Raw genomic sequence first — 23,954 nt, forward strand, 5'->3', positions numbered from 1 at the left:
GCGGACCGATTCGCGACCCCGCCGGACAGGGCGTACGCAGCGGGCCTATCATCCTCCCCAATCTCGATCGGCCAGGGAGGGCCGAGGGAAGATCGAGGAAGGACCCCAGTTGGCATCGCCGAGGCAGCCCCGCACGGGCGAAGAAGCCGAGAAGTACGCCGCGGAGCACCTGCAGTCTCTCGGCTGGCCCGACGCCGCCCCCTCGGGGAGCACCTCGGCCGCCGACATCGACATCATCGGTGGCCGGCCCGACAACGTCGCGGTCGCGCAGGTCGTGCTGACCCGCGCGCCCACCGAGGCGCGCACCGTCTGCGCGGTCCGCGGCGCGGGCTACGCCTACGACGCCCGCACGGTCGCGCTCTTCAGCCGGGCAGGCTTCACCGTCGATGCGGTCGAGTGGGCAGACCGGGTCCGGGTCGCGCTCTTCGAGTTCGCGGCCGACGGCTCGATCCGCCCGCACGGGAAACACGCCGCCGAGCTGGTCACCACCGCCACCGCACCCGCCCCACCGACGCCCGGCAAGGCGCCCGAGCCGACCCGTGGCCGCCACGCCGACTCCTCGCCCCGCACCGGCAGCTTCAACTTCACCTCCAAGATCCCGGTCGTCCGGCCGCGCCGGAAGGCCGGCGAGCGGGCTGCCGAGAAGACCGCCGAGAAGGCTCCGGAGAAGGTCGCCGAGAAGGTCCTCACGAAGCTCCCCGTCACGCCGGCGGAGGTCGTTTCCGCCAAGATCCCGAGCACCCCGGGCATCGCGCCCGAGGCGGTCCCGAACGTGCCGGAGCGGATCGCCGGTCCGACGACGGGGTCGACCCCGGCAATGACGGGATCGGTCCCTGCCGTGACCGGGTCGGTCCCGGCGTACTCCACGATGAGCATCCCGAAGGCCCCGACCCCGCCCCCTCACGAGCGCTGGGTCCCCGACAGCCTGGGCCCGGTCCTGGATGCGATCGCGCGGGCTGCGCAGCTGCCGGTCGTGCTCGTGCTCGGCTCCGACCAGCGCGCCGAGTGGGTGCGGCAGACGTTCCAGGTCCCGACCATCACGGTCACCGACGAGAGCGTGCTGCCGATGCTGCTCTCGCTGGTGACGGGCCGGGAGTCGCAGTACGCCAGCGGCGACTCCTACCACAAGGTCGACGGCCTCAAGCCGCAGGGCGAGCGGGCGCTGGAGTCGTGGCGGGCGTGGGAGGCGTACGACCGCGCGATGGCGATCTATCGCCGCGCGGTCTGAGCATCCGCGGTCGCTCAGCCCCGGTCAGGGCCCGACGGTGAGGCCGCAGCCGGACAGGTGTTACCGAACGATGACGGATCCGCAGGGTCCTGTCGCCGGGGCCGCGGCGCTGGCACAGTGAAGCCATGACTGGGCAGACCACAGGGTTGGACACCACAGAGTTGAACACTGGGCAGACGCCGCGCGCCGAGATCGGAGTCATCGGCGGGACCGGGCTCTACGAGTTCCTCACCGACGCCGAGGAGGTGCAGGTCGAGACGCCGTACGGCGACCCCTCGGCGCCGGTCACGGTCGGCACCGTCGCGGGCCGGTCGGTGGCCTTCGTGCCCCGCCACGGCCGCTCGCACCAATACCCGCCGCACGCCATCCCCTACCGCGCCAACCTCTGGGCGCTGCGGTCGCTCGGCGTGACCCAGGTGCTCTCCCCCAGCGCGGTCGGCGGGCTCCGCCCGGAGGTCGCACCCGGCGACCTGGTCACCCCCGACCAGCTGGTCGACCGCACCTGGCGGCGCATCCCCAGCTATGTCGAGCGGGGCGCCACCCACGTACCTCTCGCCGACCCCTACTGCGCCCGCATCGCCAAGACGTACGCAGCCGCCGACCCGTCGGTGAAGACCGGCGGCACACTCATCGTGATCGAGGGGCCGCGGTTCTCGACGCGCGCGGAGTCGATCCACCACGCCGCGCAGGGCTGGACGCTGGTCGGGATGACCGGTGCCCCGGAGGCGGCGCTCGCCCGCGAGCTGCGGATGTGTTACGCCCCGTTGTGCCTGGTCACCGACATGGATGCCGGTGCAGCCGAGGGTGAGGGGGTCGACGAGGACGACGTCTACGCGCTCTTCGCCGAGAACCTGGAGCGGATGCGCACGGTGCTCGCCGACACGATCGGCAGCCTCCCCGACCCGGCCGGCTGCTCCTGCTCGTCCTGGGCCGACGGCAAGCAGCTCGCCTACGACATCCCATGAGGGTCCTGCTCACCGGCTCGGCCGGCTTCATCGGCACCGCGATCGGCCGGGTCCTGGAGGAGGCCGGCCATGAGGTCGTACGTGTCGACGTGCTGCTGCCGATGGCCCACGGCCGATCGGCGCAGGCGCCGGACGGCACCCACCGGGTGGACGTGCGCGATGCCGACTCCTGGGGCTCGCTGCTGGACGGCGTCGACGCGGTCTGCCACCAGGCGGCGGTGGTCGGGGCAGGCGTGACCGTCGCCGACCTCCCGCTCTACGCCGCCCACAACGACCTCGGCACGGCAGCCCTGCTGGCGGCGATGAGCGCTCACGGCGTCTCGCGACTGGTGCTCGCCTCGTCGATGGTCGTCTACGGCGAGGGGCGCTACGTCTGCGCGACCCACGGCGACCGGGTGCCGCCGCCCCGGTCGCGGGCCGCGCTCGACGCAGGCGACTTCGAGAACCACTGCGACCTCTGCGGTGGTGCGCTGACCTGGGCAGAGGTCAGCGAGTCCGCCCGCCTCGACCCGCGCAGCTCGTATGCGGCCAGCAAGGTCGCGCAGGAGCACTACACCTCCGCGTGGACCCGCCAGGCCGACTCGACGGCGATCGCGCTGCGCTACCACAACGTCTACGGCCCGCACATGCCCGCCGACACCCCCTATTCCGGCGTCGCCGCGATCTTCCGCTCCTCGCTGGAGCGCGGCGAGGCGCCGCAGGTCTTCGAGGACGGCGGCCAGCAGCGCGACTTCGTCCACGTCGACGACGTCGCTCGGGCCAACCTGGCTGCGCTCGAGGCGACCGCGACCCGGGAGCCCGGCACCCTGGCCGCCTACAACGTCGCCTCCGGCCACCCGGTCACGATCAGCGAGGTCGCCTCGCTGGTGGCGAAGGGCGCCGGCCGCGAGGTCGCACCTGCGGTCACCGGCCGCTACCGCATCGGCGACGTACGCCATGTCGTCGCGTCCCCGTTGCTCGCGGAGAAGGAGCTCGGCTTCCGCGCCGAGGTGCTGCCCGAGGTCGGGCTGCCGGCGTTCGCCACGGCGCCGCTGCGGCCGCCCGCGGGGTAAGGTCGTAGGTCACCAGCTGGTGTGGAGCAGGTGCTCGACGAGCAGCGCGGTGGCCAGCTGGAGCGCCAGGCCGGGGCGGCGCCACCGTTCGGGCAGGAGCGCACAACCGAGGGTCAGCCACGGGATGAACGGCAGCCAGATCCGCTCGACCTCGGCACGGCTCATCTGGGAGGCGTCGGCCAGCGCGACCATCGCCACCGCGGCGGCGACGAGCACCACGACCACCCGAGCCGACCGGTCGCGCCACGACGCCCAGGTCGCGCCGAGACCGGCGCCGACGAGCGGGCCTGCGCTGATCGCGAGCGCGGCCAGGTTGGCCCAGGTCCAGTAGGCGCCCGGACGCTCGCTGGCGAGGCCGTCCCAGTAGCGCTCGACCAGCACCGGATAGGCCTCCCACCACAGGAAGCCACCGAGGGTGAAGGCGAGGGAGACGGCGAGCGCGGCCACCACCGCGACCGGCAACAACCGCCACGCGCGGCCCAGCCCGATCACCGCGAGCGCGAGGACTCCGGTGAGCGGCAGCCCGTAAGAGGTGTAGACGGCGTACCCGAGCAGCAGGCCCCCGCCGACCGCCGCCGCGATGCCCGCCATCGTGCGCGGCCGGCGTGAGGCGAGCGCGAGACAGGCCATCCCCCAGCCGACGGTCGTCGCCATCACCGCGTCGGCCGAGACAGCGGCGAAGACCGCGGCCGGCGAGAGCACGAGGTACGGAGCAACCGTCCGCGCCGCCGGCTCGCCGCCGAGCGCGCGCACCGTCGTCATCACCGCGAGCGGCAGGGTCGCCGCGATCGCGACGACGACCAGTCCTGCTGCCAGGTCACCGCCGAGACCGACCTTCACGAGCAGCACGAAGAAGAGCAGCATCCCCGGCGGGTGACCGGCGATGTGGACCGGCCAGTTGCCCGCGGGCGCGGAGTAGGGGATCCGGGCGACGTACTCCCCCAGCAGCCCCGCCACGTCGTCCACCGACCGAGCGGTGCGGAGGTACTCCGACGGGCTCCCGAGCACGCCGGAGATGCCCTCGGGTCCGTCCACGAGCGCCAGCGCGAGCAGCCAGACCAGCCCAGCCGCGTACGCGACGACGAGCAGCCGCCGCCACGGCAGCCGGGTCGCGAGCGCGTCGGCCCAGCGCAGCGCAGCGAGCGCGAGCAGCACCGCCGGGACGGTGCCGATCCCCGCCTTGACCTCCGGGAACCCGTGCAGCGGCGGGAAGGTGCCGTCCTCGATGTGCCTGCGGGTCCACACCTGCCAGTCGAAGAGCGGCGGCACGACGATCGCCGCGGCCACCAGGACCAGCGTGACGACGAGCCCCGCCAGGGCGGCGCGGTGAGCTGAGGAGTTCACGACTGCGAGCGTAGGTGTGGAAGAGCCCGACCAGCGGCCTGCCACGGCCCCGTCATCGGACCGTAAGATCTCCTGGCCCCATTCGGGCCGGTGCGTTCCTACAGTCGATGCCATGGCCGAAACCCGCCCCGAGACGGGGCCAGAGACGGGTCCCGAGACCGACCTCGTGCTGCCGTGCCGCGACGAGGCCGCCGCCCTGCGCGAGCTGCTGCCGCGCGTGCCGGAGTCGCTCTCCGTGATCGTCGTCGACAACGGCTCGACCGACGGCACCGCCGACGTCGCCCGCTCGCTGGGTGCGCGCGTGGTGTCCGAGTCGCGGCCGGGGTACGGCGCCGCGGTGCACGCCGGGCTGGTGGCCGCGACCGCGCCGTACGTCGTGGTGATGGACGGCGACGGCTCCTTCGACCCCGCGGCCGCGCTGGCGCTGGTCGACGCGGTCATGCGCGGCGATGCCGACCTCGCTCTGGGCTGCCGCCGCCCGGTGAGCCGCGCCGCGCAGCCCTGGCACGCCAAGGTCGGCAACCGGCTGGTGCTCAGCGCGCTGCGACGCCGCACCGGCCTGCGGGTGCGCGACATCGCCCCGCTGCGCGCGGCCCGCCGGGAGGCGCTGCTCAACCTCGGTGTCGAGGACCGGCGCTCGGGGTATCCCGTCGAGCTCCTCGACCGCGCGGCCCGGGCCGGCTGGCGGGTGCACGAGATCGACGTCGACTACCACCCCCGGACCGCGGGGACCCGCTCGAAGGTCTCGGGATCGGTGCGCGGCAGCCTGCGGGCCGCGTACGACTTCTGGCGGGTGCTCTCGTGACCGCGCCGACGATGCTCCTGGTCGCGAAGGCGCCGGTCCCGGGGACGGTGAAGACCCGGCTCGCGGCCACCGTCGGGGCGGCCGCGGCCACCGGCGTCGCGGCGGCCGCGCTGCTCGACACGATCGACGCGTGCACCCTGGCGGTCGGCCCGGAGCGGTGCCGCCTGGCACTTGCCAACGAGCTCGATGACGGACTCCGGGCGGACGAGATCCGGACCGCACTCTCGGGCTGGACGATCGCGCCGCAGCACGGTGATGGTTTCGCGGACCGGCTCGCCAACGCCCACGCCGAGGCCGACGGGCCGGTCGTACAGATCGGCATGGACACACCCCAGGTGACCCCGGACGGGCTGCTGGCGGTGGCCGACGGCCTGACCAACGCCGACGCCGTGCTGGCGCCCGCCGAGGACGGCGGCTGGTGGGCGCTCGCGCTCCGCGACCCCTCCGCCGCGACCGCTCTTCGCGAGGTGCCCATGTCCACCCCCGAGACGTACGCAGCCACCCGCTCCGCCCTCGAACGGCTCGGCCTGCGGGTCGGCGTCGGGGAGCGGCTCCGCGACGTCGACCACCTCGCCGACGTCGCTCCGGTGGCCGCGGCCGCTCCGAGCACCCGGTTCGCCGCGGCCGCCGCCGAGATCGCGCGGGTCACCCGATGACCGCGCTCGCGGCGGAGACTGCTTTCGCGGCGGAGACTGCTTTCGCGCACGCCTTCGCCAGCGAGGAGTGCCGGGTGGTGAGCATCGACGGCAGGTCCTCGCGGCTGCCGGTCGAGGACTGGACCCGCACCGCCGACGCCGCCGACCTGGCGCTGCTCGCGCACTGCGCCGGACCGACGGTCGACCTCGGCTGCGGCCCCGGCCGGATGACCGCTGCGCTCACCGCCCGCGGCCTGCCCTCGCTCGGGGTGGACGTGGTCCCGGAGGCCGTCGCCGAGGCGGAGTCCCGTGGCGGGCGGGCGGTGTGCCGCGACCTGTTCGAGCCGCTGCCCGGCGAGGGCTGGTGGGCGACCGCCCTGCTCGCCGACGGCAACATCGGGATCGGCGGGGACCCGCTCGCACTCCTCTCCCGGGTGCGCCGACTGCTGGTCCCGGGCGGCCGGGTGGTCGCCGAGGTGCACCCTCCCGGCACCCCGAGCGGGCCGCTGCTCGCGGAGCTGGTCTGCGGCTGCGGCGGCTCCTCACCGTTCCCCTGGGCGGTCGTCGGTGCCGACGCGATCGGCGCGATCGCGGCCGAGGCCGGGCTCGTCGTCCGTCGGCTCGAAGCGTTGCCGCAGGTTCGCCGGAAAGACCCGCACCCTGCCGCCCGCACCCCGCTGACGCCCGCCGGCGAGCGGTGGGTCGCCGTGCTCGTGGAGGACGTCCGATGAGGATCCCGACCGAGGCCTCGTTCACCTCGCGCCTGCGCAGCGCCGCGGTCGCCGCCCGGGTCGGCCTGTGGCTCGGCGTCTGCTTCGTGGTCGCGCTCGGGACCGGCCTGATCAGCCACTACGCCCAGCTCGACCGCCAGTCGGTGCCGCTGCCGACCAGCCCGTCGTGGCTCTACAAGCTCACCCAGGGTCTCCACGTCGCCGCCGGCACCGCCGCGATCCCGCTGCTCCTGGTCAAGCTGTGGGTGGTCTTCCCGAAGCTCTTCCAGCCGGTGCCGCGGAAGGTCCGCGAGGCGCTGCCGACCGCGCTGGAGCGCGGCTCGATCGCCATCCTGGTCAGCACGTCGCTGGTGCAGCTCACCACCGGCATGCTCAACGTCGCCCAGTGGTATCCGTGGGGCTTCAGCTTCCGCGCCACCCACTACGCCCTCGCCTTCGTCGCCGTCGGAGCGCTGCTGGTCCACATAGCGGTGAAGCTGCCGATCGTCCGCGACGCGCTGACCGGCGACGTCGATGACACCACCCACGACCGGCCCACCGCCCGGAGCGCCGGGCCGGTCAGCCGCCGTGCGGTCCTGACCCTGGCCGGGGCCTCGGCGCTGGGCGCCGCCTTCCTCTACACCGCCGGCACCGTCCCCGGCGTCGGCCGCCTCGCCGCCCTCTCCTCCCGGTCCCGGAAGAGCGGCGTCCCAATCAACCGGACGGCCCGCTCGGCCGGCGTGGTGGCCGCCGCGACCAACGCCGACTACCGGCTCGAGGTCGCCCACGGCAGCGCCACCAGGGCTCTGACCCGCGACGACCTGGTCGCCATGGAGCAGCGCACCTGCGCCCTGCCGATCGCCTGCGTCGAGGGCTGGAGCGTGACCGGCGAGTGGACCGGCGTACGCCTCCGTGACCTGCTCGACCTGGTCGGTGCCCCGAATGGCCGGGACGTGCGGATCCGGTCGATCCAGACCTTCAGCGCCTCCTCGGACACCGTGCTCCCGGCGAGCTTCGCCGACGACGACCGCACCCTGATGGCGCTCGGCCTCGACGGCGAGACGCTGTCGATCGACCACGGCTACCCGGTCCGGCTGATCGCACCCGACCGTCCCGGTGTCATGCAGACCAAGTGGGTCTCCCGGATCGAGGTGCTCTGATGAGACTCGCACGCGGTGGGCTGGTCCTGGTCGGCACCGCCGGGATGGCGTACGGAGCCTGGCTGCTGCTCAGCCGGCAGGACCTCGGCCAGATCGCCGAGGTCGTGGTCTGGCTGGCGGCGGCCGTGGTGATCCACGACGGCCTCCTGGCCCCAGCCGTCCTCGGGCTCGGGTGGGTCGGCGGGCGGCTGCTGCCGCGGCCGGTCGCGCGAGGTGCGGTCACGGTGCTGGTGCTGCTCGGGCCGATCCTCCTGGTCGCGGTCCCGGTCGTCGGCCGGTTCGGCGCGAAGGCGGACAACCCGACGCTGCTGGACCGCGACTACGTCCAGGGCCTGGTGGCGGTCGCGGTGCTCTGCGTGTGTGCCGGTGTCGCGGTCGCGCTGGGCGAACTACGCTCACCCCAGCGGGCGGACGAGGAGGAGTAGGCCGATGGCACGTGTGCTCGTGGTCGACGACGACCTCACCGTGCGCGAGGTGCTCGCCTCCTACCTGCGCGCCGGCGCCCACGACGTGGTCGAGGCCGGCGACGGTGAGCAGGCGCTGCGCGCGATGAGCGAGCGGCCCGCCGACATCGTCGTCCTCGACCTGATGCTGCCCGGCATCGACGGTCTGGAGGTCTGCCGCCGGCTGCGGCAGTCGAGCGAGGTGCCGATCATCATGCTCACCGCGCTCGGCAGCGAGGCCAACCGGATCATGGGGCTGGAGCTCGGCGCCGACGACTACGTCGGCAAGCCGTTCAGCCCGCGCGAGCTGGTGCTGCGCGTCGACTCGGTGCTCAAGCGCACCGGCCACTCCGACGAGGGCGGGGTCGTCGCCGACGGCGCCCTCGTGGTCGACGCCGACCGCCGGGTGGCGACCGACGGCGGGAAGGAGCTCTCCTTGACCACGCGCGAGTTCGACCTGCTCCGCTACCTCATCGCCCACCCGGGCAAGGCCTTCACCCGGGAGGACCTGCTCGAGCACGTCTGGGGCTGGACGATCGGCGACCGCTCGACGGTCACCGTCCACGTACGCCGGCTGCGGGAGAAGATCGAGTCCGACCCCACCCGCCCGGAACGGCTGGTCACCGTCTGGGGCGTCGGCTACCGCTGGGAGCCCACGGAGGTGACCGCATGAGAGCCATCGACGCCCTCCAGATCGCACTCGTCGCAGCCGGCGCCGGCCTCGCGGTCGGCCTCGCGGGGCTGCTGGTCGCCTGGCTGACCCGCCGCTGGTCGATCCGCTGGCAGCTGACCCTGGTCGCCACGATCGCCGTGCTCACCGTCTTCGGGGGCGCGCTCGGGATCGCCTGGATGATGTTCCTCTCCGGCCACGACCTGCAGGTGATCACGGTGGTCACCTCGATCGCCGTGGTGGTGGCGATCCTGGTCGCCTTCGTCATCGGCTCGGCGATGGTGCGCTGGTCCGGCGCGGTCCAGGAGCAGGCGCGCGGGATGGCGCTCGGGGCCCACCAGCCGCTCCACGAGAGTGGGCCGCGGGAGCTCCGGTCGCTCTCGGCCGAGCTCGCCGAGACCCAGCGGCGCCTCGAGGAGGCCAGCGCACGCGAGGCCCGACTCGAGGAGTCGCGACGCGAGCTGATCTCGTGGGTGGCCCACGACCTGCGTACGCCGCTGGCCGGGCTGCGCGCGATGGCCGAGGCGCTCGAGGACGGCATCGCCGCCGACCCCCACCGCTACCACCAGCGCATCCGGGTCGAGGTCGAGCGGCTGGCCCAGCTCGTCGACGACCTCTTCGAGCTCTCCCGGATCCAGGCCGGTGCGCTCACCCTGACCCCGGAGCCGGTCCTGCTCGGCGACCTGGTCAGCGAGGCCCTGGCCGGTGCCGACCCGGTCGCGCGGGAGCGCCGCGTCCGCCTCGGCGGCCAGGTCGAGGACGGTCTCGAGATCACCGCCGACCCGGCCAGCCTCTCCCGCGTCGTCTCCAACCTGCTGATGAACGCCATCCGTCACACCCCCGCCGACGGCACGGTCGAGGTCCACTGCCGCCTCGCCCCCACGGACGTGCCCGGAGACGGACCCAGCGTCGACCTCAGCGTCAGCGACGGCTGCGGCGGTCTGGACCCGGACGACATGGACCGGGTCTTCGACTTCGGCTGGCAGGGCAGCTCGGCGCGCACCCCGACCGCTCCGGAGGGTGCCGACGGCGGCAGCGGCCAGGGCGCAGGCTTCGGTCTCGCCATCGTGAAGGGGCTCGTCGACGCCCACCGCGGCCGGGTCTGGGTCGAGAACCTCCCGACCGCCACCGGCTGCAGGTTCCACGTGCGGCTGCCTGCCTAGGTCAGCTCAGTCGACCGTCGAGCCCTCGAGCTCGTCGACGAGCACGAGCCCGCGCTCGGCCCAGGCGATCGCGGCACGCGCCTGGTCGATGAGGCCGTCGTAGGCGAAGATCTTGTAGCGCACGATGCGGTCCCACTGCGCCGCGTCGTAGTGCTCGAGCCGACTCGCCAGCGTCGGGTGGCTGCGGTCGACGAGCGTGGCGCGGGTGGCCTCGAGCATCGCCAGGTGCTCGGTCCAGTAGTCGCGGAACTGCTCCAGCTCGGCCCGCGCCGCCCCTGGCTCGGCCCACTCCAGGTAGGCGGCCTTGAGATAGGCGGGCTCTCGCTGACGGCGGATCTCGATCGGCGAGTCCATCCACTCCCGGAAGGCCTTCACCCCGGCCTCGGTGACGGCGTACTCCTTCTTCGTGCCCTTCTTGCCCCACGGCACGACCGACGACTCGAGCAGCCCGTCGCGCTCCATCCGGTTGAGCTCGGGATAGATCTGCGAGTCGGGGGCGTGCCACACGTGGGCGACCGACTGGCTGAACTGCTTGGAGACGTCGTAGCCGGTCATCGGTCGTGAGGTCAGCAGCGCCAGCAACGCGTACCTCAGCGCCATCGTGACCCCCTCCTCGACATGGCGGATGACCTATGTCGGCGACCCTACCCGGCGCCTCCGGCGGAGATCTCTGAGGTCGCCGGCTGCCCGACCCGGGCAGAGAGCCATGCCGCTGCGGTGGCGATGCTCCGGTCTGCTTCGGGGGCGCGGCCGGCCATGAACACATGCACGTGCTGCTGCCCCGGCACCACGTCGAAGGTGACGTCCGCGCCCGCCTCCCGAGCGAGGTCGCTGAGCCGGCGGCCGTCGTCGAGCAGGGCCTCGTCACCGCCCGCGCAGAGATAGACCGGCGGGAAGCCGCTGAAGTCTGCGTAGAGCGGGTTCAGGGCCGGATCACTCGGCGATCCGCCCTCCCCCAGGTAGAGACCGGCCATCATCGCGCAGATCTCCTTGGTGATCAGCAGGTCCTTGTCGGCATTGGTCTCCATCGACGCCCCGCGGCACTCGAGGTCGAACCATGGCGAGAAACCGATGACGCCCGCCGGCAGCGGTGCCCCTTGGTCACGCAACCGGAGCACTGTGGTGACGGCGAGGTTGGCGCCTGCCGAGTCACCGGCGACGGCTATCCGGTCTGCCGGGACACCCTGGTCGATCAACCAGGCGTAGGCGGCGACGGCGTCCTCGAGCTGCGCCGGCGCGGGGTGCTCGGGCGCCTGCCGGTAGTCGAGGACGAGCACCGGGGCTCCGACTCCTACGGCCAGGTGGCCGGCCAGCTTGCGGTGGCTGTGTGGGCTCTGCAGGACGAAGCCCCCGCCGTGCAGGAAGAGCACGACAGGTGCGTCGTCGGAGCTCGCGACCGGCGTGCACCACATTGCCGGTCTGCCTCCGGCATCCACCTCGGCGTACGTCACGCCGGCCGGCTCCGCCGCACAGCGGTGGATCTCCTCCATGAGCGCCCGCATGAGCGGGAGATCGAGCTCGGGGTTGGCGGCGAGAATCTCGTTGTTGGCCTGGTAGCGCTGCTGCAGAACGGATGCGTCGGTGGACATTGATGGCTCCTCGGGATGGGTCGTGGGATGGGTCGACGAAAGGGGCGGGGCAGCGAGGCCACGCCGACCGTCGGTGTTCGATCGGTCGGTCGAACGGTCAGTGCTTGAGCGTCACCGAGGGCATCTCGCCGTAACGCTCGGTGTAGAGCGAGGCGAAGCGGCCGGCATGTCCAAAGCCCCAGCGGCGGGCGACGGACATCACGGTCTCCACCTCCGGGTCGCCGGAGACGAGATCGGTACGCGCCCGGGCGAGCCGGACCTGCCGCGAGAAACGCACCGGGGAGACCCCGACGTGGCGGGCGAAGGCCTTCTCGACCGCGCGGATGCTCATGTGCGCGATGCGGGCGGCGTCGGTGGCGGACAGGACCTGCATGGGGTCCTCCTCGATCGCGTCGAGGACCAGGCGTACGGCCTGGGGTGCGCCGGCGCGGGTGTGCTCGCTCTCGAGCAGTTCGGAGTAGTTGTGGCGACAGCCGACGAGCAGGGTGCTCCGGAGCAGCTGGGCCGTCCGGTCGGCGACCAGCGGATGCATCGCAGCGATGGCGCTGGGCCGGCCGTCCGGTGACCACAGCGTCTGCATGATCCGGGCGAGGTCCTGCCCCACGTCCTCGCGGAGATCCACGGGACCCGCGAACTCGACCGGCTCGGTCACCGGTCGCCCGGTCAGCATGGTCAGCTCGTCCTCGAGCATGGCCCGGTCGATCCGGACGCAGAGCAGTGACGAACCGGGACGCCAGTGGTTGAAGTGCCAGGTCGCATCCGGGTGGAGGATGGTCGCAGCCGCTGGGGAAGCCACCATCGTGCTCCTGCCGGAGATCGTCTCGACCTCACCGACGGGTGCGTAGCAGAGCGTGTAGAACAGCGACGGCGGCGGGACCTTGATGTGGATGTCGGTCGCGAACCGGTTGAGACCCACCGTCAGCTCACGCGACCGGAGCGCGTGGAAGCTGAAGGCGAAGTTCTCCTTGTCCCGAACGGTCAGCTGATGCGGGGCGTACACGTTCGCGAGCACGCTGGTGGCTTCGTCGGGCTCACCGGTGGTCCACACACTCAGATCGTCGGCTCGCGAATCCGGATCCGTCAAGCAGTTCACGGGCTCTACACCTCCGCCTGCACCATCACAGCCCCGACCCCTTCCACGGTCGCCTCGTAGACCGTGGCTGCGGCCATGGGCAGGGCCGCCGTGGCCGCGCCCGCCAGGATGACGGCTGAGGCAGGGAGCCGATGGCCGTACCGAACGGCCAGACGCTGCACGGCGCGCACCGCCTCGAGAGGGTCACCGAGGATCGCGTGGGTGCTGCCCGATCGAACCTCCTCGCCGGATGCGCGGAGTGTGACCGACAGGTCACCGACGCGCTCCCGGACCGTGTCGAACGGCACCCACTCCCCCACCTGGAACCGTGCGGCGGAGGTGTTGTCGGCAACGACGTCCTCGACCGTGAACCGGAAGTCTCGATAGCGCGAGTCGATCAGCTCGACGGCCGCCGCGACGTGGGTGACGTGGTCGAGGAGGTCCACCCGCGGGTCGGTCAGGTCGAGCGCCGCCACATCGGGGCCGAGCTTGAAGGCCAGCTCCGGCTCTATCCGTGGATGGATCATCGACCCCAGCGACACCGACGACCCCGCACCGAGGTCCCGCGAAGCGGTGAGTACCCCGAGGATGACGTCATGGACGCCCATCTGGCGCGCCTTCTCGATGCTGGTGAACCCGAGCTTGAGGCCGACCACAGGGTCGCCGGCCCGCACCCGGCGCAGGACGCCGAACAGCTGTACGTCGTAGGCGTCCGAGAGCGAGAGACTGGTGGAGTCCGACAGCTGCGCGATCGGGCGAGCCGATGACTCGGCATCCGCGAGAGCGTCGGCGAGCAGAGCGATGTCAGGCATCAGGGCCCTCCTTCAGCAGGCCAACCGGCGGAACTGGCTGGCGTGGAACACGAGCGGCTCATGGGTGTCGAACTCGCTACCGAGGTCGTGGACCCGCAGCAGCACGATGTCGTGGTCGCCGGCCGGCACCTCCTGCTCGACCTCCAGGTTGAGCCAGGCCCCGGCACCGTCCAGGAACACTGCGCCCTCCGGCGTCTCGCTCCAGGCCAGTCCGGCGAACCGGTCACCCTCCTTGGAGGCCAGCTGACGCCCGGCCTGCTCCTGGTCGGCGGAGAGCACGCTCAGGCCGATCCGCGAGGCGGAACCCAGCCGAGGCCAGGTCGAGGAGCTGTGGGCGATGCAGACCGAGACCAGCGGCGGATCGAGGGACACCGAGGTGAATGAGCTCACCGCGATTCCCTCCGGAACCCCGTCGACGAGTGCCGCGAGCACTGCGACACCGGTCGGATACAGACCGAAGACCTTCCGCAGCCTCAGCGCGTCGAGCAGTCTCGACTCAGTCATGATTCTCTCCTTCGTTCTACGTTCGACTCGGCGTACGTCACCGCGTGGGCCTGGCGTGGACGAAGCCACGGACCAGCCGAGCAAGGGCGTCGGGTTCCTCCAGCTGGAGCAGGTGGCTCGCCCCGGAGAAGACATGCAGGTCGCAGTGCGGCAGGTGCTCGGCCAGGAAGAGGCTCGCGCTGTAGTGAATCGTCGGGTCCAGCCGACCGTGGACCGCCAGCGCCTCGTGACGGATCGTCGCCAGCACCGCCTGGTCGTTGACCGGCGCCGGCTCACCCGGTCCCATCGCGGAGGTGAACGACCGCTCCACCTCGGGCCGACGAGCGAGCTCGAAGCGCTCCATCGTGTACGCATCGAGCTCCTGGATGTCGCGGGCGACCTGTGCCAGCACCAGCTCACGCATCCGCTGTTCGGTCGGGTCGGCGTAGAAGCCGGTGAGCCGCTGGAGGCTGGCCTTCACCGGAGTTCCACCTGCTGCGACCAGCACGACCTTCCCGTAGCGGTCGGGCTCCATCTTCAGCAGCTCGAGCGCCACTCGGCACCCGTAGGAGTGACCGACCAGATGAACCCGCCCGATCCCGAGTTCATCGAGCATCGCGCGGACGGTCTCGACACGGATCTCCAACCAGCTTCCGGGTCCGTCGGTCACGTCGTGCGGGTGGCTGCTGCGGCCGAAGCCGAGCAGATCCGGCACCAGACATCGGAACGAGTCGAGCCCCTCCAGCATCGGCGCGAAGCTGGGGAACCCGCTCGCGCCCGGCCCGGTGCCGTGCAGGAACAGCATCGGCTCACCGTCCACGTCGCCGACGTCCACCGTGTGCAGGGTGTGTGCTCCGACCACCACGTCGCGTTCCGTCATGACCCCTCCTCTCCGATCGTTCACGTCGACACCGCGGTCGTGACGGCGAAACCGACGATCCACGCAGGCACGGGCTCGTAGAACGTGCTGGTGGTGCGGTAGGGACCCGTGGCCGCGAGCGCCGCGTGGGCGGCCACCCAGGTGCGGACCTCGTGGACGGACCCGCCCCCGTGGGCGTCGAGCCACTCGACGGTGAACTCGTCGAACCGATGTAGGTCGCCGGCCGCGAGGAGGTCGAGGATCTCGTTGTCGAGGTTCGGGTTGAGGGGCTTCAGCCCGCTCGCGCCCTGCGCGAACTCCTGCCCGGCGTCATAGACCTGCTGCTCCCGTCGCTGCTGCTCCGCCGGAGTCCGCTGCTTGTCGATGAGGTACTCCGCGACCTCGGCCTCCGCCGTACGCAGCTTGGGCACGGGCGGATCGTGCGAGAGACCGCCGGACCCGACGATCAGCACCCGTTTGTCCAGGGTCGCGACGAACTCACCGACCGCCTCCCCGAGGAGCCGAGCCCGTCGCATGGGACCGAGCGGCGCTGCGACGGAGTTGATGAAGATCGGGACCACGGGGCGGGCGCCGATCGATCCGAGCAGCACCTCGAGCGGCTGGCTGATGCCGTGGTCGATCGTCATCCGTTCGGACATCGCGACGTCGAGCTCTGCTTCCAGCACGGATCCGACCAGGTCGTCGGCAACGTGCTGGGGCACATCGAGCGGTCCGCTCTCGGTTCCGTAGTCGCCGATGGCACTCGCCGAGGCACCGATGCAGAAGGGTGGCATGAGCCGATAGCGAAAACCTGCGTAGTGGTCGGGGCCGAAGATCACCACCAGCTCAGGGTCGAACTCGTCCACGAATGCGCGGGCCTCGGCGAGCGCGGTGTCGACTGCCTTCCTCGTCTCGGCGCCGGGGTCGGCCCTGTGCAGCAACGGGCTGTGCGACATGCAGCACAGCGCTACCTGGCTGGCCATGATCAGAGCTTCAGACCACGGACGGCCGGGGCGACGTACTCCCCGAACAGCTGGTAGGACCGCAACGTCTGCTCCCGCGTGAGATCCCCGAAGGAGCCCCAGTTCAGGAAGTTGCCGCAGCCGATCTGCTCGAGCTGGGCGACGATCTGGTCGCGCACCGACTCCGGCGTTCCGACGCAGATGATGCCCATCTCGACCAGGGCGTCGAAGGTCACGCCCTCGCCGGCGAACGGCCGGAAGAAGGACTGGTAGTGCTCATAACCCGTGGGGACGTGATCGAGGTCGTTGAAGACCGCGGCCTCCTTGAAGGCGGCGAACAGCGCGTTGAAGGCCGGCTCGGCGATGTCGCGCGCCTCCTGCTCGGAGTCGGCGATGAAAACGTTGCGGCACACGCCCATGTCGTCCGCCGTCGACTCTCGGCCGGACTCGGCTGCAGCCGCCTGATAGTTCTTGAAGATGTCGCTCATCTCCGTGGTGGGCGCGAACACCGAGGTGAACTTGAAGTTGTTGCGCGCGGCCCAGGTCACCGTGTTGGGGCTCAGCGCCGTCACCCAGATCGGGAGCTCAGGACGCATCGGCCGCGGCCAGAGCGAGACGTTGTCGTAGTTGTAGTAGGTGCCCTTGTGCGTGAAGACCGGGTTGCTCCAGGCGTTCTGCATCAGCGCGACCGACTCCTCGAACCGGTCACGGGTCTCCTCCATGGGGATGCCCTCACGCATAAATTCCGGCTCGTCGACCCCGCGGCCCAGGCCCCACTCGAGGCGGCCGTCGGTCAGGTAGTCGAGCATCGCCGCCTCCTCGGCCAGGCGGCGCGGGTTGTGGAACGCGGTGATGTTCGCCATCACCCCGACCCGGAGGGTCTCGGTCCGCTGGGCGAGAGCTGCGACCAGCAGGTTCGGCGAGGGGCTGATGCTGTAGGGCGTGAAGTGGTGTTCGGAGAAGAGGACCCCGTCGAAGCCGTAGCCTTCCGAAGCGATCCACGACTCGAGCTTCCAGTCGTAGAGCTCCTTGCACAGAGCCGGGTCGAACTTCTCCGGGTCCGGGTCGTAGGGGTAGCTGAAGATCTCGAAGATCCAGGACTTGGCCATGTGTGACTCCCATGTCGTTCGGCGTGCCAGGACGGTGCCGCCAAGCGGCTCCTCCGTTGTGACTCCCATCACGCTAGGAGTGCCAGCTGTGGCCCCTCAAGCCACCGATCGACGTGCTCGATCCACTTTCCGCACACCTCGATCAGAGGCCTTTCGACGGCTCTTCGGACCCACTTAGCGTCTCCGCCATGGAGACCGCCAACGAGACGCCGCTCACACCGATCGCCTTCCTGGAACGCTCGGCACAGGTGTGGGGCGAGAAGATCGCCGTGATCGAGGGAACCACCCGCCTGACGTACGCAGAGATGGGTCGTCGCGCACAAGAGCTCGCGCGGGCCATCGCCGGTTCCGGCGTCCGCCCCGGAGACCGGGTCGCCGTGCTCATGCCGAACGTCACCGAGATGGTGATCGCTCACTTCGCCGTCCCTCTCGCCGGCGCGACGCTGGTCGCGATCAACACCCGCCTCTCGCCCCACGAGGTCCGCTACATCCTCGAGCACTCCGGCGCGCGTCTCCTCCTCCTCGACCACCGTCTCGCGAAGCTCGCAGCCGCCGCCTGCACCGACCCCGGCCCCGTCGAGTGCGTCGTCACCCCCGGCGGCGAACCCCAGGACGGGCAGACGGCCTGGGGCACGTTCCTGGATCGTGGACTGGCGCGCCCCGACCTGCCGTGGACGGTCGACGACGAGCGGTCACCGATCGCGATCAACTACACCTCCGGCACCACCGGCAGACCCAAGGGTGTCGTCTACACCCACCGGAGCACCTATCTGAACGCCTTCGGCGAGCTGCTGCACAGCAGGCACACCACCGCATCGGTGTTTCTCTGGACCCTCCCGATGTTCCACTGCAACGGGTGGTGCATGCCGTGGGCCGTCACCGCGATCGGAGGCACTCACGTGTGCCTCCCCGAGGTCCGCGGCGAGGCCATCTGGTCAGCCATCCGCGATCACGGTGTCACCCACCTGAACGCCGCTCCGACCGTGCTGACCACGATCATGGCGACCGCCGGCGACGTGAGGCCGGCGCAGCCGGTCGTCGTGACCACCGCAGGCGCGCCGCCCAGCCCGACGATCATCGAGGAGATGACGGCGCTCGGCTTCGAGCTCGTTCACGTCTACGGGCTCACCGAGACGTACGGCCCCTACTCAGTCTGCGAGGCCCAGGAGGCATGGGCGGCCCTGCCGACCGCCGAACGTGCGAGGCTGCTGGCTCGTCAGGGTGTAGGCATGGTCCAGGCCGCCCGCCTGCGGGTGGTCGACGAGGAGATGGCGGACGTGCCGGCCGACGGCGCCACGGTCGGCGAGATCGTGATGCGCGGCAACAACGTGATGCAGGGCTACTACCGCGACCCCGACGCGACCGCGGAGGCGTTCCGAGGCGGCTGGTTCCACTCCGGAGATCTCGGCGTCCTGCATCCCGATGGTTACGTCGAGCTGCGCGACCGGGCCAAGGACGTCGTCATCTCCGGCGGCGAGAACATCTCGACGATCGAGGTCGAGCACGCCCTGATGACCCATCCGTCGGTCCTCGAGGTCGCCGTGGTCGGTGTCCCCGACGACCGGTGGGGCGAGAGCCCCAAGGGCTACGCGGTACTACGTCCGGGACATCAGGCCGAGGGTCCGGACCTGATCGCACACGTACGTTCCCAGATCGCGCACTACAAGGCGCCGCGCGAGGTGGAGATCGTCGACGCCCTGCCCAAGACCTCGACGGGGAAGATCCGGAAGGCCGTCCTCCGCGACACCGCTTGGTCCGGCCGGACCAGGCGCATCCAGGGCTGACACCGAGGGCGGCTCTTGCCACTAACTATAGAGATAGGTAGTTTGTGACGAGTACAACACCTATCTCCATAGGGAGTCCCCCATGACGATCCTGGACCAGCCCCCGGTCACCGCAGCCAGCAAGATCTTCAACTTCCCCCGCAACGCCTGGTACGTCGCGGCGTGGGACCACGAGGTGACGGCGAAGCAGCCGCTCGCCCGCACCATCGCCGACGTCCCGCTGGCACTGTGGCGCAACAGCGACGGTCGCGCGGTCGCCATGGCCGACGCCTGCTGGCACCGGCTGGCTCCGCTCTCGAAGGGGAAGCTCTTCGGCGACGAGATCCAGTGCCCCTACCACGGGCTGCGCTACAACTCCGCCGGCCGCTGCACCAGCATGCCCGCGCAGGAGACGATCAACCCGAGCGCGATCGTGCCGTCCTACCCGGTCGTCGAGCGTCATCGCTACGTGTGGGTCTGGGTCGGCGACCCGGACCTCGCCGACTCTGGCTCGGTGCCCGACATGCACCAGATGGACTCCCCGGACTGGGCCGGTGACGGCGAGACGATCTACGCGCCGTGCAACTACCAGCTGGTGCTCGACAACCTGATGGACCTCACCCACGAGGAGTTCGTGCACAGCTCGAGCATCGGGCAGGACGAGCTCTCCGAGGCCGAGTTCGAGGTGAGCCACGACGACACGCACGTCACCGTGACCCGCTGGATGCGCGACATCGACGCTCCCCCGTTCTGGCTGAAGAACATGCGCGACAAGTTCCCCGGTTTCAGCGGAAAGGTCGACCGCTGGCAGATCATCCACTTCGAGGCCCCCTCGACGATCTGCATCGACGTCGGCGTCGCCAAGGCCGGCACCGGCGCTCCGGAGGGCGACCGCAGCCAGGGCGTGAACGGCTTCGTGATGAACACGATCACCCCGGAGACCGCCCGGACGTCGCACTACTTCTGGGCCTTCATGCGCAACTACCGCCTGGAGAGCCAGACCATCACGACCCAGCTGCGGCAGGGCGTGCACGGCGTCTTCGGCGAGGACGAGGAGATGCTGGCCGCCCAGCAGCGCGCCATCGACGCCAACCCGGACCACGAGTTCTACAGCCTCAACATCGACGCCGGTGGCATGTGGGTGCGCCGGATCCTCGACCGGATGCTGCAGGCGGAGGGTCTCCCCGCCGCCGCGGCCGCGAAGTGAGGCAGCCGCCATGGCAGTGAACACCCAGACCTGGTGGCAGCAGGGCCGCGTCGTCGAGGCCGACGACCTCGCCGAGGGCGTACGCCGCATCGTGCTCAGCCCCGACCGCCCCGTCCACGCCACGCCCGGCACCCACGTCGACCTCCGGCTCGACCTCGACGGGCACGTCCGCACGCGCTCCTACTCGGTCCTCCGCTCCGAGGACGGCGGGCGCCGGCTCACCCTCGGCGTGCAGCTGGCGCCGAGCTCGCGCGGCGGATCGCGACACATGCACGGCCTCGAGGTCGGCGACGTCGTCGAGATGACCGGCCCGGTGCAGAGCTTCCCGCTCGGCGTCGGCGCCGACCGCTACGTCCTGGTCGCCGGCGGCATCGGCGTCACCGCGCTGGTCGCGATGGCCGACAGCCTGCGCCGCCGCGGCGCCGACTACACCCTCGTCCTCGCCGGGCGCCGCCGCGCGGTGATGGCCTATCTGGAGGAGCTCGCCGACACCCACGGCGACCGGATCCGGGTGTTCGTCGACGATGAGGGCGTACGTCTCGACGTCGATGCGCTGGTGGGCGAGATCGCCGGGGGACCGGCGCCGGCGCGGACCGAGATGTACATGTGTGGGCCGATCCGGTTGATGGACGCGATCCGGCGTGCCTGGGTGGCCCACGAGCTGCCGGAGCCGAACCTTCGGTTCGAGACGTTCGGCAGCAGCGGTGCTTGGGCCGCGGAGGAGTTCGTCGTGCACCTTCCCCAGCACGACCGATCTGTCGCCGTCACGACCGACACCTCGATGCTCGACGCCCTCGAGGACGCCGGCGTCGACGTGATGTGGGACTGCCGCAAGGGCGAGTGCGGGATCTGCCAGGTCAAGGTCCTCGACGTGGACGGCCGGATCGACCACCGCGACGTCTTCCTGAGCAAGAAGCAGAAGGAGACCAACACCTCCCTGTGTCTCTGCGTCACTCGTGCCGCCCGTGGCGAACCCGAGCGCAGCGAGCCGGCGGCCGTGACGCTCCACCTCCCGTGAACCCCCACCCCGAGAAGAGACCGAGATGAACCTTCGTGCGCGCATCGACGCCGCGGCGATGACTCCCTATCAGTGGATGGTCGTCGCCCTCTGCGTCCTGCTCAACTGTCTGGACGGATTCGACGTGATGGCGATGGCGTTCACCGCCTCGTCGCTGACCGAGGAGTTCGCGCTGAGCGGCTCCGCGCTCGGTGTGCTGCTCAGCGCCGGTCTGGTCGGCATGGCGGTCGGCTCGCTGGCGCTGGCGCCGGTCGCCGACGTCATCGGTCGCCGTCCGCTGATCCTGATCAGCGTCGGCCTGGCGACCCTCGGCATGCTGTTGTCGGCGGCCTCCCCGACGGTCCTGCTGCTCGGGCTCGCCCGGGTGATCACCGGCCTCGGCGTCGGCGGCATCCTGGCCAGCACCAACGTGATCGCGAGCGAGTACGCGTCGGCGCGCTGGCGCGGTCTGGCGATCGGCATCTACACCGCCGGCTACGGCATCGGCGCCACCCTTGGCGGGGTAGCCGCGCGAGCCATGCTCGCCGACCTCGGCTGGCGCAGCGTCTTCATCGCCGGTGGGGTCGCGACCGCTGTCGCGCTGGTCCTGCTGATCGTGCTGCTGCCCGAGTCGGTCGACTTCCTCCTCCAGCGCCGGCCGCGCCGGGCGGCGGAACGGATCGACCGGATCCTCGTCCGGCTCGGCCAGCCCGCGGCCGCCGCGGAAGCACTGGCGGCGACTCCGGTGGCGACCGGCCGTCGGCGCAGCGGCAACCCCGGCGTACTCCTCGGGTCCGACCTGCGCCGCTCGACCCTGCTGCTGTGGGTGGCGTTCCTGGCGACGATGTTCGGCTTCTACTTCGTCAACAGCTGGACCCCGCAGCTGCTGGTGACCTCCGGGCTGTCGGAGGCCGACGCGGTCACCGCCGGAATGATGCTGGCGCTGGGCGGCACCGCCGGCTCGGTGCTCTACGGTCTCGTCGCCTCCCGGCTCGACAGCCGTCTGGTGCTGATCGGCTTCACCGTGCTGTCCGCGCTGACGATGGTCGTCTTCATCACCAGCACCGCGTTCCTGACGGTCGCGCTGATCATCGGCGTCGGCGTCGGGGCGCTGATCAACGGCTGCATCGCCGGCCTCTACACGATCACGCCGGACACCTACGGTGTGGAGATCCGCAGCACCGGCATGGGCTGGGCGATCGGCATCGGCCGCATCGGCGCCATCCTCTCGCCGATGCTCGCCGGGCGGTTGCTCGACGCCTCCTGGACCCCGGTAAACCTGTACGTCGGCGCTGCTGTCGTCGTCGCGATCTCCGCCGTGGCGCTGCTCTTCCTGCGGACGGGCGCCCCCTCCCGCACCACCGCGGAAGTGGCCTCGGCGTAGCCGGGGACCGGCCCGCCCCGTGCAACCGGGGCGGGCCGTGAACCGTCTGGATCGGTAGAGCACCCCGCACCGAGGATGCCCGACCGACAAGGAGCCACCATGTCCACACCTCGTATCCGGCTGCGCACCGTGCTCGCGGCGACCGCAGCGGCCGGGTTGCTCGGCCTGACCGGCTGCGGGAGCGACCTGGCCCCCGTCTCGGGGTCGGCCTCAGCGACCCCGTCACCTGCCGCACCCTCCTCCGAGGCGCCGGCCGAGGAGTCGTCCGCGACCCCGACGCCGGTCCCGACGCCGGTCCCGGCCGAGGTGCCGGCCTCCGACACTGACGCCACACCGACGCCGAAGCTCGACTGGGGCGGCCCGCTGGCACCCGGTGCCTTCGGCGACATCGAGGCGAAGGGCAACGTACGCGCCCTGGTGAAGCGGGGCTGGGTCACCCGAGACACCGCCCGCGAGAAGGTCTGCGAGGGGACGTACTGGAAGTGGGTCGACCAGGTCGGCGACGGTGTCGACCTCACCTACGACCCGCAGGGCGAGATCGCCTCCTTCGGGATGAGCAAGCCGGTCCTGAAGACCGCCGAGGGGCTCACCATCGGCAGCACTCTCAGGGACCTCCAGGACTCCTACGAGGCGGGCTCGCTCCGCACCAACGACTACGGCCAGCCTGTCTTCGTGGCCCGGGACGTCAACAGCTGGATCGGATTCCTCCTCACCGGCAGGTCCGGCGACGCGAAGGTCGACTTCATCGAGGTCACGAACGGACACGAGCCCGGTCTGCTGCGCGACGGCTGCTGAGCCTGCGGGCTCCACGGCCCTTCGCGACGTACGGTGGTCGTGACCGGATCCCGTTCTCGTGGAGGTATCCCATGTCCCGTCGTCTCACCATGGCCGCCGCGGCCGTCGCCTGCGGCGTGCTGACCCTCACCGCCTGTGGGGAGGACTCCGACTCCGGCGAGCGCAACGAGGTCACCGCGAAGCTGGCCGACCCGGGCGGCAAGAACGTCGGCACCGTCGAGATCGACGAGGACGACGGCGACGCCCAGGTCAGCGTCCGGGTGAAGGGGCTGCCGGAGGGCTACCACGGCTTCCACGTGCACACGACCGGCAAGTGCGAGGCCGACAGCGCCGCGCCGGACGACCCGGCCAAGACCGGCGACTTCCTGTCCGCGGGCGGCCACCTCAACCCCGACGACAGCGCTCACGGCGAGCACCTCGGCGACCTGCCGGCGCTGCTGATTCGCTCCGACGGCACCGGCGAGCTCGAGTTCACCGGCCCCTTCACGCTCGACGACCTCCGCGACGACGACGGCAGCGCCGTCATGATCCACGCCTCGCCGGACAACTACGCCAACGTGCCCGAGCGCTACGCCCCCAAGGGGCCCGACGAGGACACGACCAAGACCGGTGACGCCGGCGACCGGATCGCCTGCGCGGTGATCGAGCCCCGCTGACCCCGCTGGTCGCCATCGAGATGTCGGCCGACAGGCTCTTCGAGCAGCTGGGCATCGAGCTCGCGCCCCGCGTGGTGACGCGCCGTCTCGT

25 protein-coding genes are annotated in these 23,954 nt (G+C 71.3%); 16 read left to right on the forward strand and 9 right to left on the reverse strand.

Going from position 1 to position 23,954, the window contains the following annotated elements:
* Positions 1 to 109 precede the first annotated feature (109 nt).
* The 3 genes from IEY81_RS05615 to IEY81_RS05625 all read left to right on the forward strand — a co-directional run bounded on the left by IEY81_RS05615 (position 110) and on the right by IEY81_RS05625 (position 3,245).
* Positions 110 to 1,228 carry a restriction endonuclease gene (locus IEY81_RS05615; protein WP_189117475.1) on the forward strand — a complete coding sequence of 373 codons (1,119 nt, stop codon included), beginning with the start codon at positions 110 to 112 and terminating at the stop codon, positions 1,226 to 1,228.
* Between the two features lie 161 nt (positions 1,229 to 1,389).
* Positions 1,390 to 2,193, forward strand: a complete 804-nt coding sequence (locus IEY81_RS05620; protein WP_229787389.1) for an S-methyl-5'-thioadenosine phosphorylase — start codon at positions 1,390 to 1,392, stop codon at positions 2,191 to 2,193.
* Complete coding sequence (locus tag IEY81_RS05625; protein ID WP_189117477.1) at positions 2,190 to 3,245, forward strand: NAD-dependent epimerase/dehydratase family protein; 1,056 nt, start codon at positions 2,190 to 2,192, stop codon at positions 3,243 to 3,245. The genes IEY81_RS05620 and IEY81_RS05625 overlap by 4 nt, the downstream gene beginning before the upstream one ends.
* Positions 3,246 to 3,254: 9 nt before the next feature.
* On the opposite strand, the gene IEY81_RS05630 is transcribed toward IEY81_RS05625, so the two are convergent.
* Entirely contained in the window at positions 3,255 to 4,589 is a 1,335-nt protein-coding gene (locus tag IEY81_RS05630) for a hypothetical protein (protein ID WP_189117478.1), read from the reverse strand.
* 112 nt (positions 4,590 to 4,701) lie between these two features.
* Between IEY81_RS05630 and IEY81_RS05635 the strand changes: the two genes are divergently transcribed.
* Genes IEY81_RS05635 through IEY81_RS05665 form a run of 7 tightly spaced genes read left to right on the forward strand, consistent with a single transcriptional unit; the run spans position 4,702 to position 10,175 of the window.
* Positions 4,702 to 5,394, forward strand: a complete 693-nt coding sequence (locus tag IEY81_RS05635) for a glycosyltransferase family 2 protein (protein ID WP_189117479.1) — start codon at positions 4,702 to 4,704, stop codon at positions 5,392 to 5,394.
* Positions 5,391 to 6,050, forward strand: coding sequence for a TIGR04282 family arsenosugar biosynthesis glycosyltransferase (locus tag IEY81_RS05640; protein ID WP_229787391.1), 660 nt, complete (start codon positions 5,391 to 5,393; stop codon positions 6,048 to 6,050). The genes IEY81_RS05635 and IEY81_RS05640 overlap by 4 nt, the downstream gene beginning before the upstream one ends.
* Positions 6,047 to 6,760, forward strand: a complete 714-nt coding sequence (locus tag IEY81_RS05645) for a methyltransferase domain-containing protein (RefSeq protein ID WP_189117480.1) — start codon at positions 6,047 to 6,049, stop codon at positions 6,758 to 6,760. The genes IEY81_RS05640 and IEY81_RS05645 overlap by 4 nt, the downstream gene beginning before the upstream one ends.
* Positions 6,757 to 7,899 carry a molybdopterin-dependent oxidoreductase gene (locus IEY81_RS05650; RefSeq protein WP_189117481.1) on the forward strand — a complete coding sequence of 381 codons (1,143 nt, stop codon included), beginning with the start codon at positions 6,757 to 6,759 and terminating at the stop codon, positions 7,897 to 7,899. Before IEY81_RS05645 ends, IEY81_RS05650 begins: the two co-directional genes overlap by 4 nt.
* Positions 7,899 to 8,324 (forward strand): hypothetical protein, encoded by a 426-nt coding sequence (locus IEY81_RS05655; RefSeq protein ID WP_189117482.1) that lies wholly within the window; start codon positions 7,899 to 7,901, stop codon positions 8,322 to 8,324. Before IEY81_RS05650 ends, IEY81_RS05655 begins: the two co-directional genes overlap by 1 nt.
* 4 nt (positions 8,325 to 8,328) lie before the next feature.
* A complete protein-coding gene (locus tag IEY81_RS05660; RefSeq protein ID WP_189117483.1) occupies positions 8,329 to 9,015 on the forward strand; it encodes a response regulator transcription factor in 687 nt (228 codons plus the stop codon).
* The gene (locus tag IEY81_RS05665) at positions 9,012 to 10,175 is read left to right on the forward strand and encodes a sensor histidine kinase (RefSeq protein ID WP_189117484.1); all 1,164 of its coding nucleotides are present in this window, start codon (positions 9,012 to 9,014) and stop codon (positions 10,173 to 10,175) included. Before IEY81_RS05660 ends, IEY81_RS05665 begins: the two co-directional genes overlap by 4 nt.
* A gap of 6 nt (positions 10,176 to 10,181) precedes the next feature.
* Here the strand turns inward: IEY81_RS05665 and IEY81_RS05670 are convergent, their stop codons facing one another.
* The 8 genes from IEY81_RS05670 to IEY81_RS05705 form a co-directional block, all read right to left on the reverse strand.
* Entirely contained in the window at positions 10,182 to 10,775 is a 594-nt protein-coding gene (locus IEY81_RS05670) for a PadR family transcriptional regulator (RefSeq protein ID WP_189117485.1), read from the reverse strand.
* A 44-nt stretch (positions 10,776 to 10,819) separates the two neighbouring features.
* Complete coding sequence (locus IEY81_RS05675) at positions 10,820 to 11,764, reverse strand: alpha/beta hydrolase (protein ID WP_189117486.1); 945 nt, start codon at positions 11,762 to 11,764, stop codon at positions 10,820 to 10,822.
* A 97-nt stretch (positions 11,765 to 11,861) separates the two neighbouring features.
* Complete coding sequence (locus IEY81_RS05680) at positions 11,862 to 12,812, reverse strand: AraC family transcriptional regulator (protein ID WP_229787393.1); 951 nt, start codon at positions 12,810 to 12,812, stop codon at positions 11,862 to 11,864.
* A gap of 50 nt (positions 12,813 to 12,862) precedes the next feature.
* Positions 12,863 to 13,648, reverse strand: coding sequence for a 2-keto-4-pentenoate hydratase (locus IEY81_RS05685; RefSeq protein WP_189117487.1), 786 nt, complete (start codon positions 13,646 to 13,648; stop codon positions 12,863 to 12,865).
* 12 nt (positions 13,649 to 13,660) lie between these two features.
* Positions 13,661 to 14,152 carry a flavin reductase family protein gene (locus tag IEY81_RS05690; RefSeq protein WP_189117488.1) on the reverse strand — a complete coding sequence of 164 codons (492 nt, stop codon included), beginning with the start codon at positions 14,150 to 14,152 and terminating at the stop codon, positions 13,661 to 13,663.
* Between the two features lie 37 nt (positions 14,153 to 14,189).
* Entirely contained in the window at positions 14,190 to 15,011 is an 822-nt protein-coding gene (locus IEY81_RS05695) for an alpha/beta fold hydrolase (RefSeq protein WP_189117489.1), read from the reverse strand.
* 20 nt (positions 15,012 to 15,031) lie between these two features.
* Positions 15,032 to 15,973, reverse strand: coding sequence for a 3-carboxyethylcatechol 2,3-dioxygenase (locus IEY81_RS05700; protein WP_189117490.1), 942 nt, complete (start codon positions 15,971 to 15,973; stop codon positions 15,032 to 15,034).
* Positions 15,974 to 15,975: 2 nt separating this feature from the next.
* Positions 15,976 to 17,061 (reverse strand): LLM class flavin-dependent oxidoreductase, encoded by a 1,086-nt coding sequence (locus IEY81_RS05705; protein WP_189117491.1) that lies wholly within the window; start codon positions 17,059 to 17,061, stop codon positions 15,976 to 15,978.
* Positions 17,062 to 17,249: 188 nt separating this feature from the next.
* On the opposite strand from IEY81_RS05705, the gene IEY81_RS05710 reads away from it, so the two are divergent.
* The 6 genes from IEY81_RS05710 to IEY81_RS05735 all read left to right on the forward strand — a co-directional run bounded on the left by IEY81_RS05710 (position 17,250) and on the right by IEY81_RS05735 (position 23,863).
* Positions 17,250 to 18,845 carry an AMP-binding protein gene (locus tag IEY81_RS05710; protein ID WP_189117492.1) on the forward strand — a complete coding sequence of 532 codons (1,596 nt, stop codon included), beginning with the start codon at positions 17,250 to 17,252 and terminating at the stop codon, positions 18,843 to 18,845.
* 82 nt (positions 18,846 to 18,927) lie between these two features.
* Positions 18,928 to 20,031, forward strand: coding sequence for an aromatic ring-hydroxylating dioxygenase subunit alpha (locus IEY81_RS05715; RefSeq protein ID WP_189117493.1), 1,104 nt, complete (start codon positions 18,928 to 18,930; stop codon positions 20,029 to 20,031).
* Between the two features lie 10 nt (positions 20,032 to 20,041).
* Positions 20,042 to 21,049, forward strand: a complete 1,008-nt coding sequence (locus IEY81_RS05720; protein ID WP_189117494.1) for a PDR/VanB family oxidoreductase — start codon at positions 20,042 to 20,044, stop codon at positions 21,047 to 21,049.
* Between the two features lie 25 nt (positions 21,050 to 21,074).
* Positions 21,075 to 22,412, forward strand: coding sequence for an MFS transporter (locus tag IEY81_RS05725; protein ID WP_189117495.1), 1,338 nt, complete (start codon positions 21,075 to 21,077; stop codon positions 22,410 to 22,412).
* Positions 22,413 to 22,511: 99 nt separating this feature from the next.
* Positions 22,512 to 23,207 carry a hypothetical protein gene (locus tag IEY81_RS05730; protein ID WP_189117496.1) on the forward strand — a complete coding sequence of 232 codons (696 nt, stop codon included), beginning with the start codon at positions 22,512 to 22,514 and terminating at the stop codon, positions 23,205 to 23,207.
* Between the two features lie 71 nt (positions 23,208 to 23,278).
* Positions 23,279 to 23,863: a superoxide dismutase family protein gene (locus IEY81_RS05735; RefSeq protein WP_189117497.1), complete on the forward strand. Its 585-nt coding sequence runs from the start codon at positions 23,279 to 23,281 to the stop codon at positions 23,861 to 23,863.
* The last annotated feature ends 91 nt before the right edge of the window (positions 23,864 to 23,954 follow it).

Origin of the sequence: Nocardioides luteus (assembly GCF_014648595.1) — a bacterium.
GTDB lineage: Bacteria > Actinomycetota > Actinomycetes > Propionibacteriales > Nocardioidaceae > Nocardioides > Nocardioides luteus.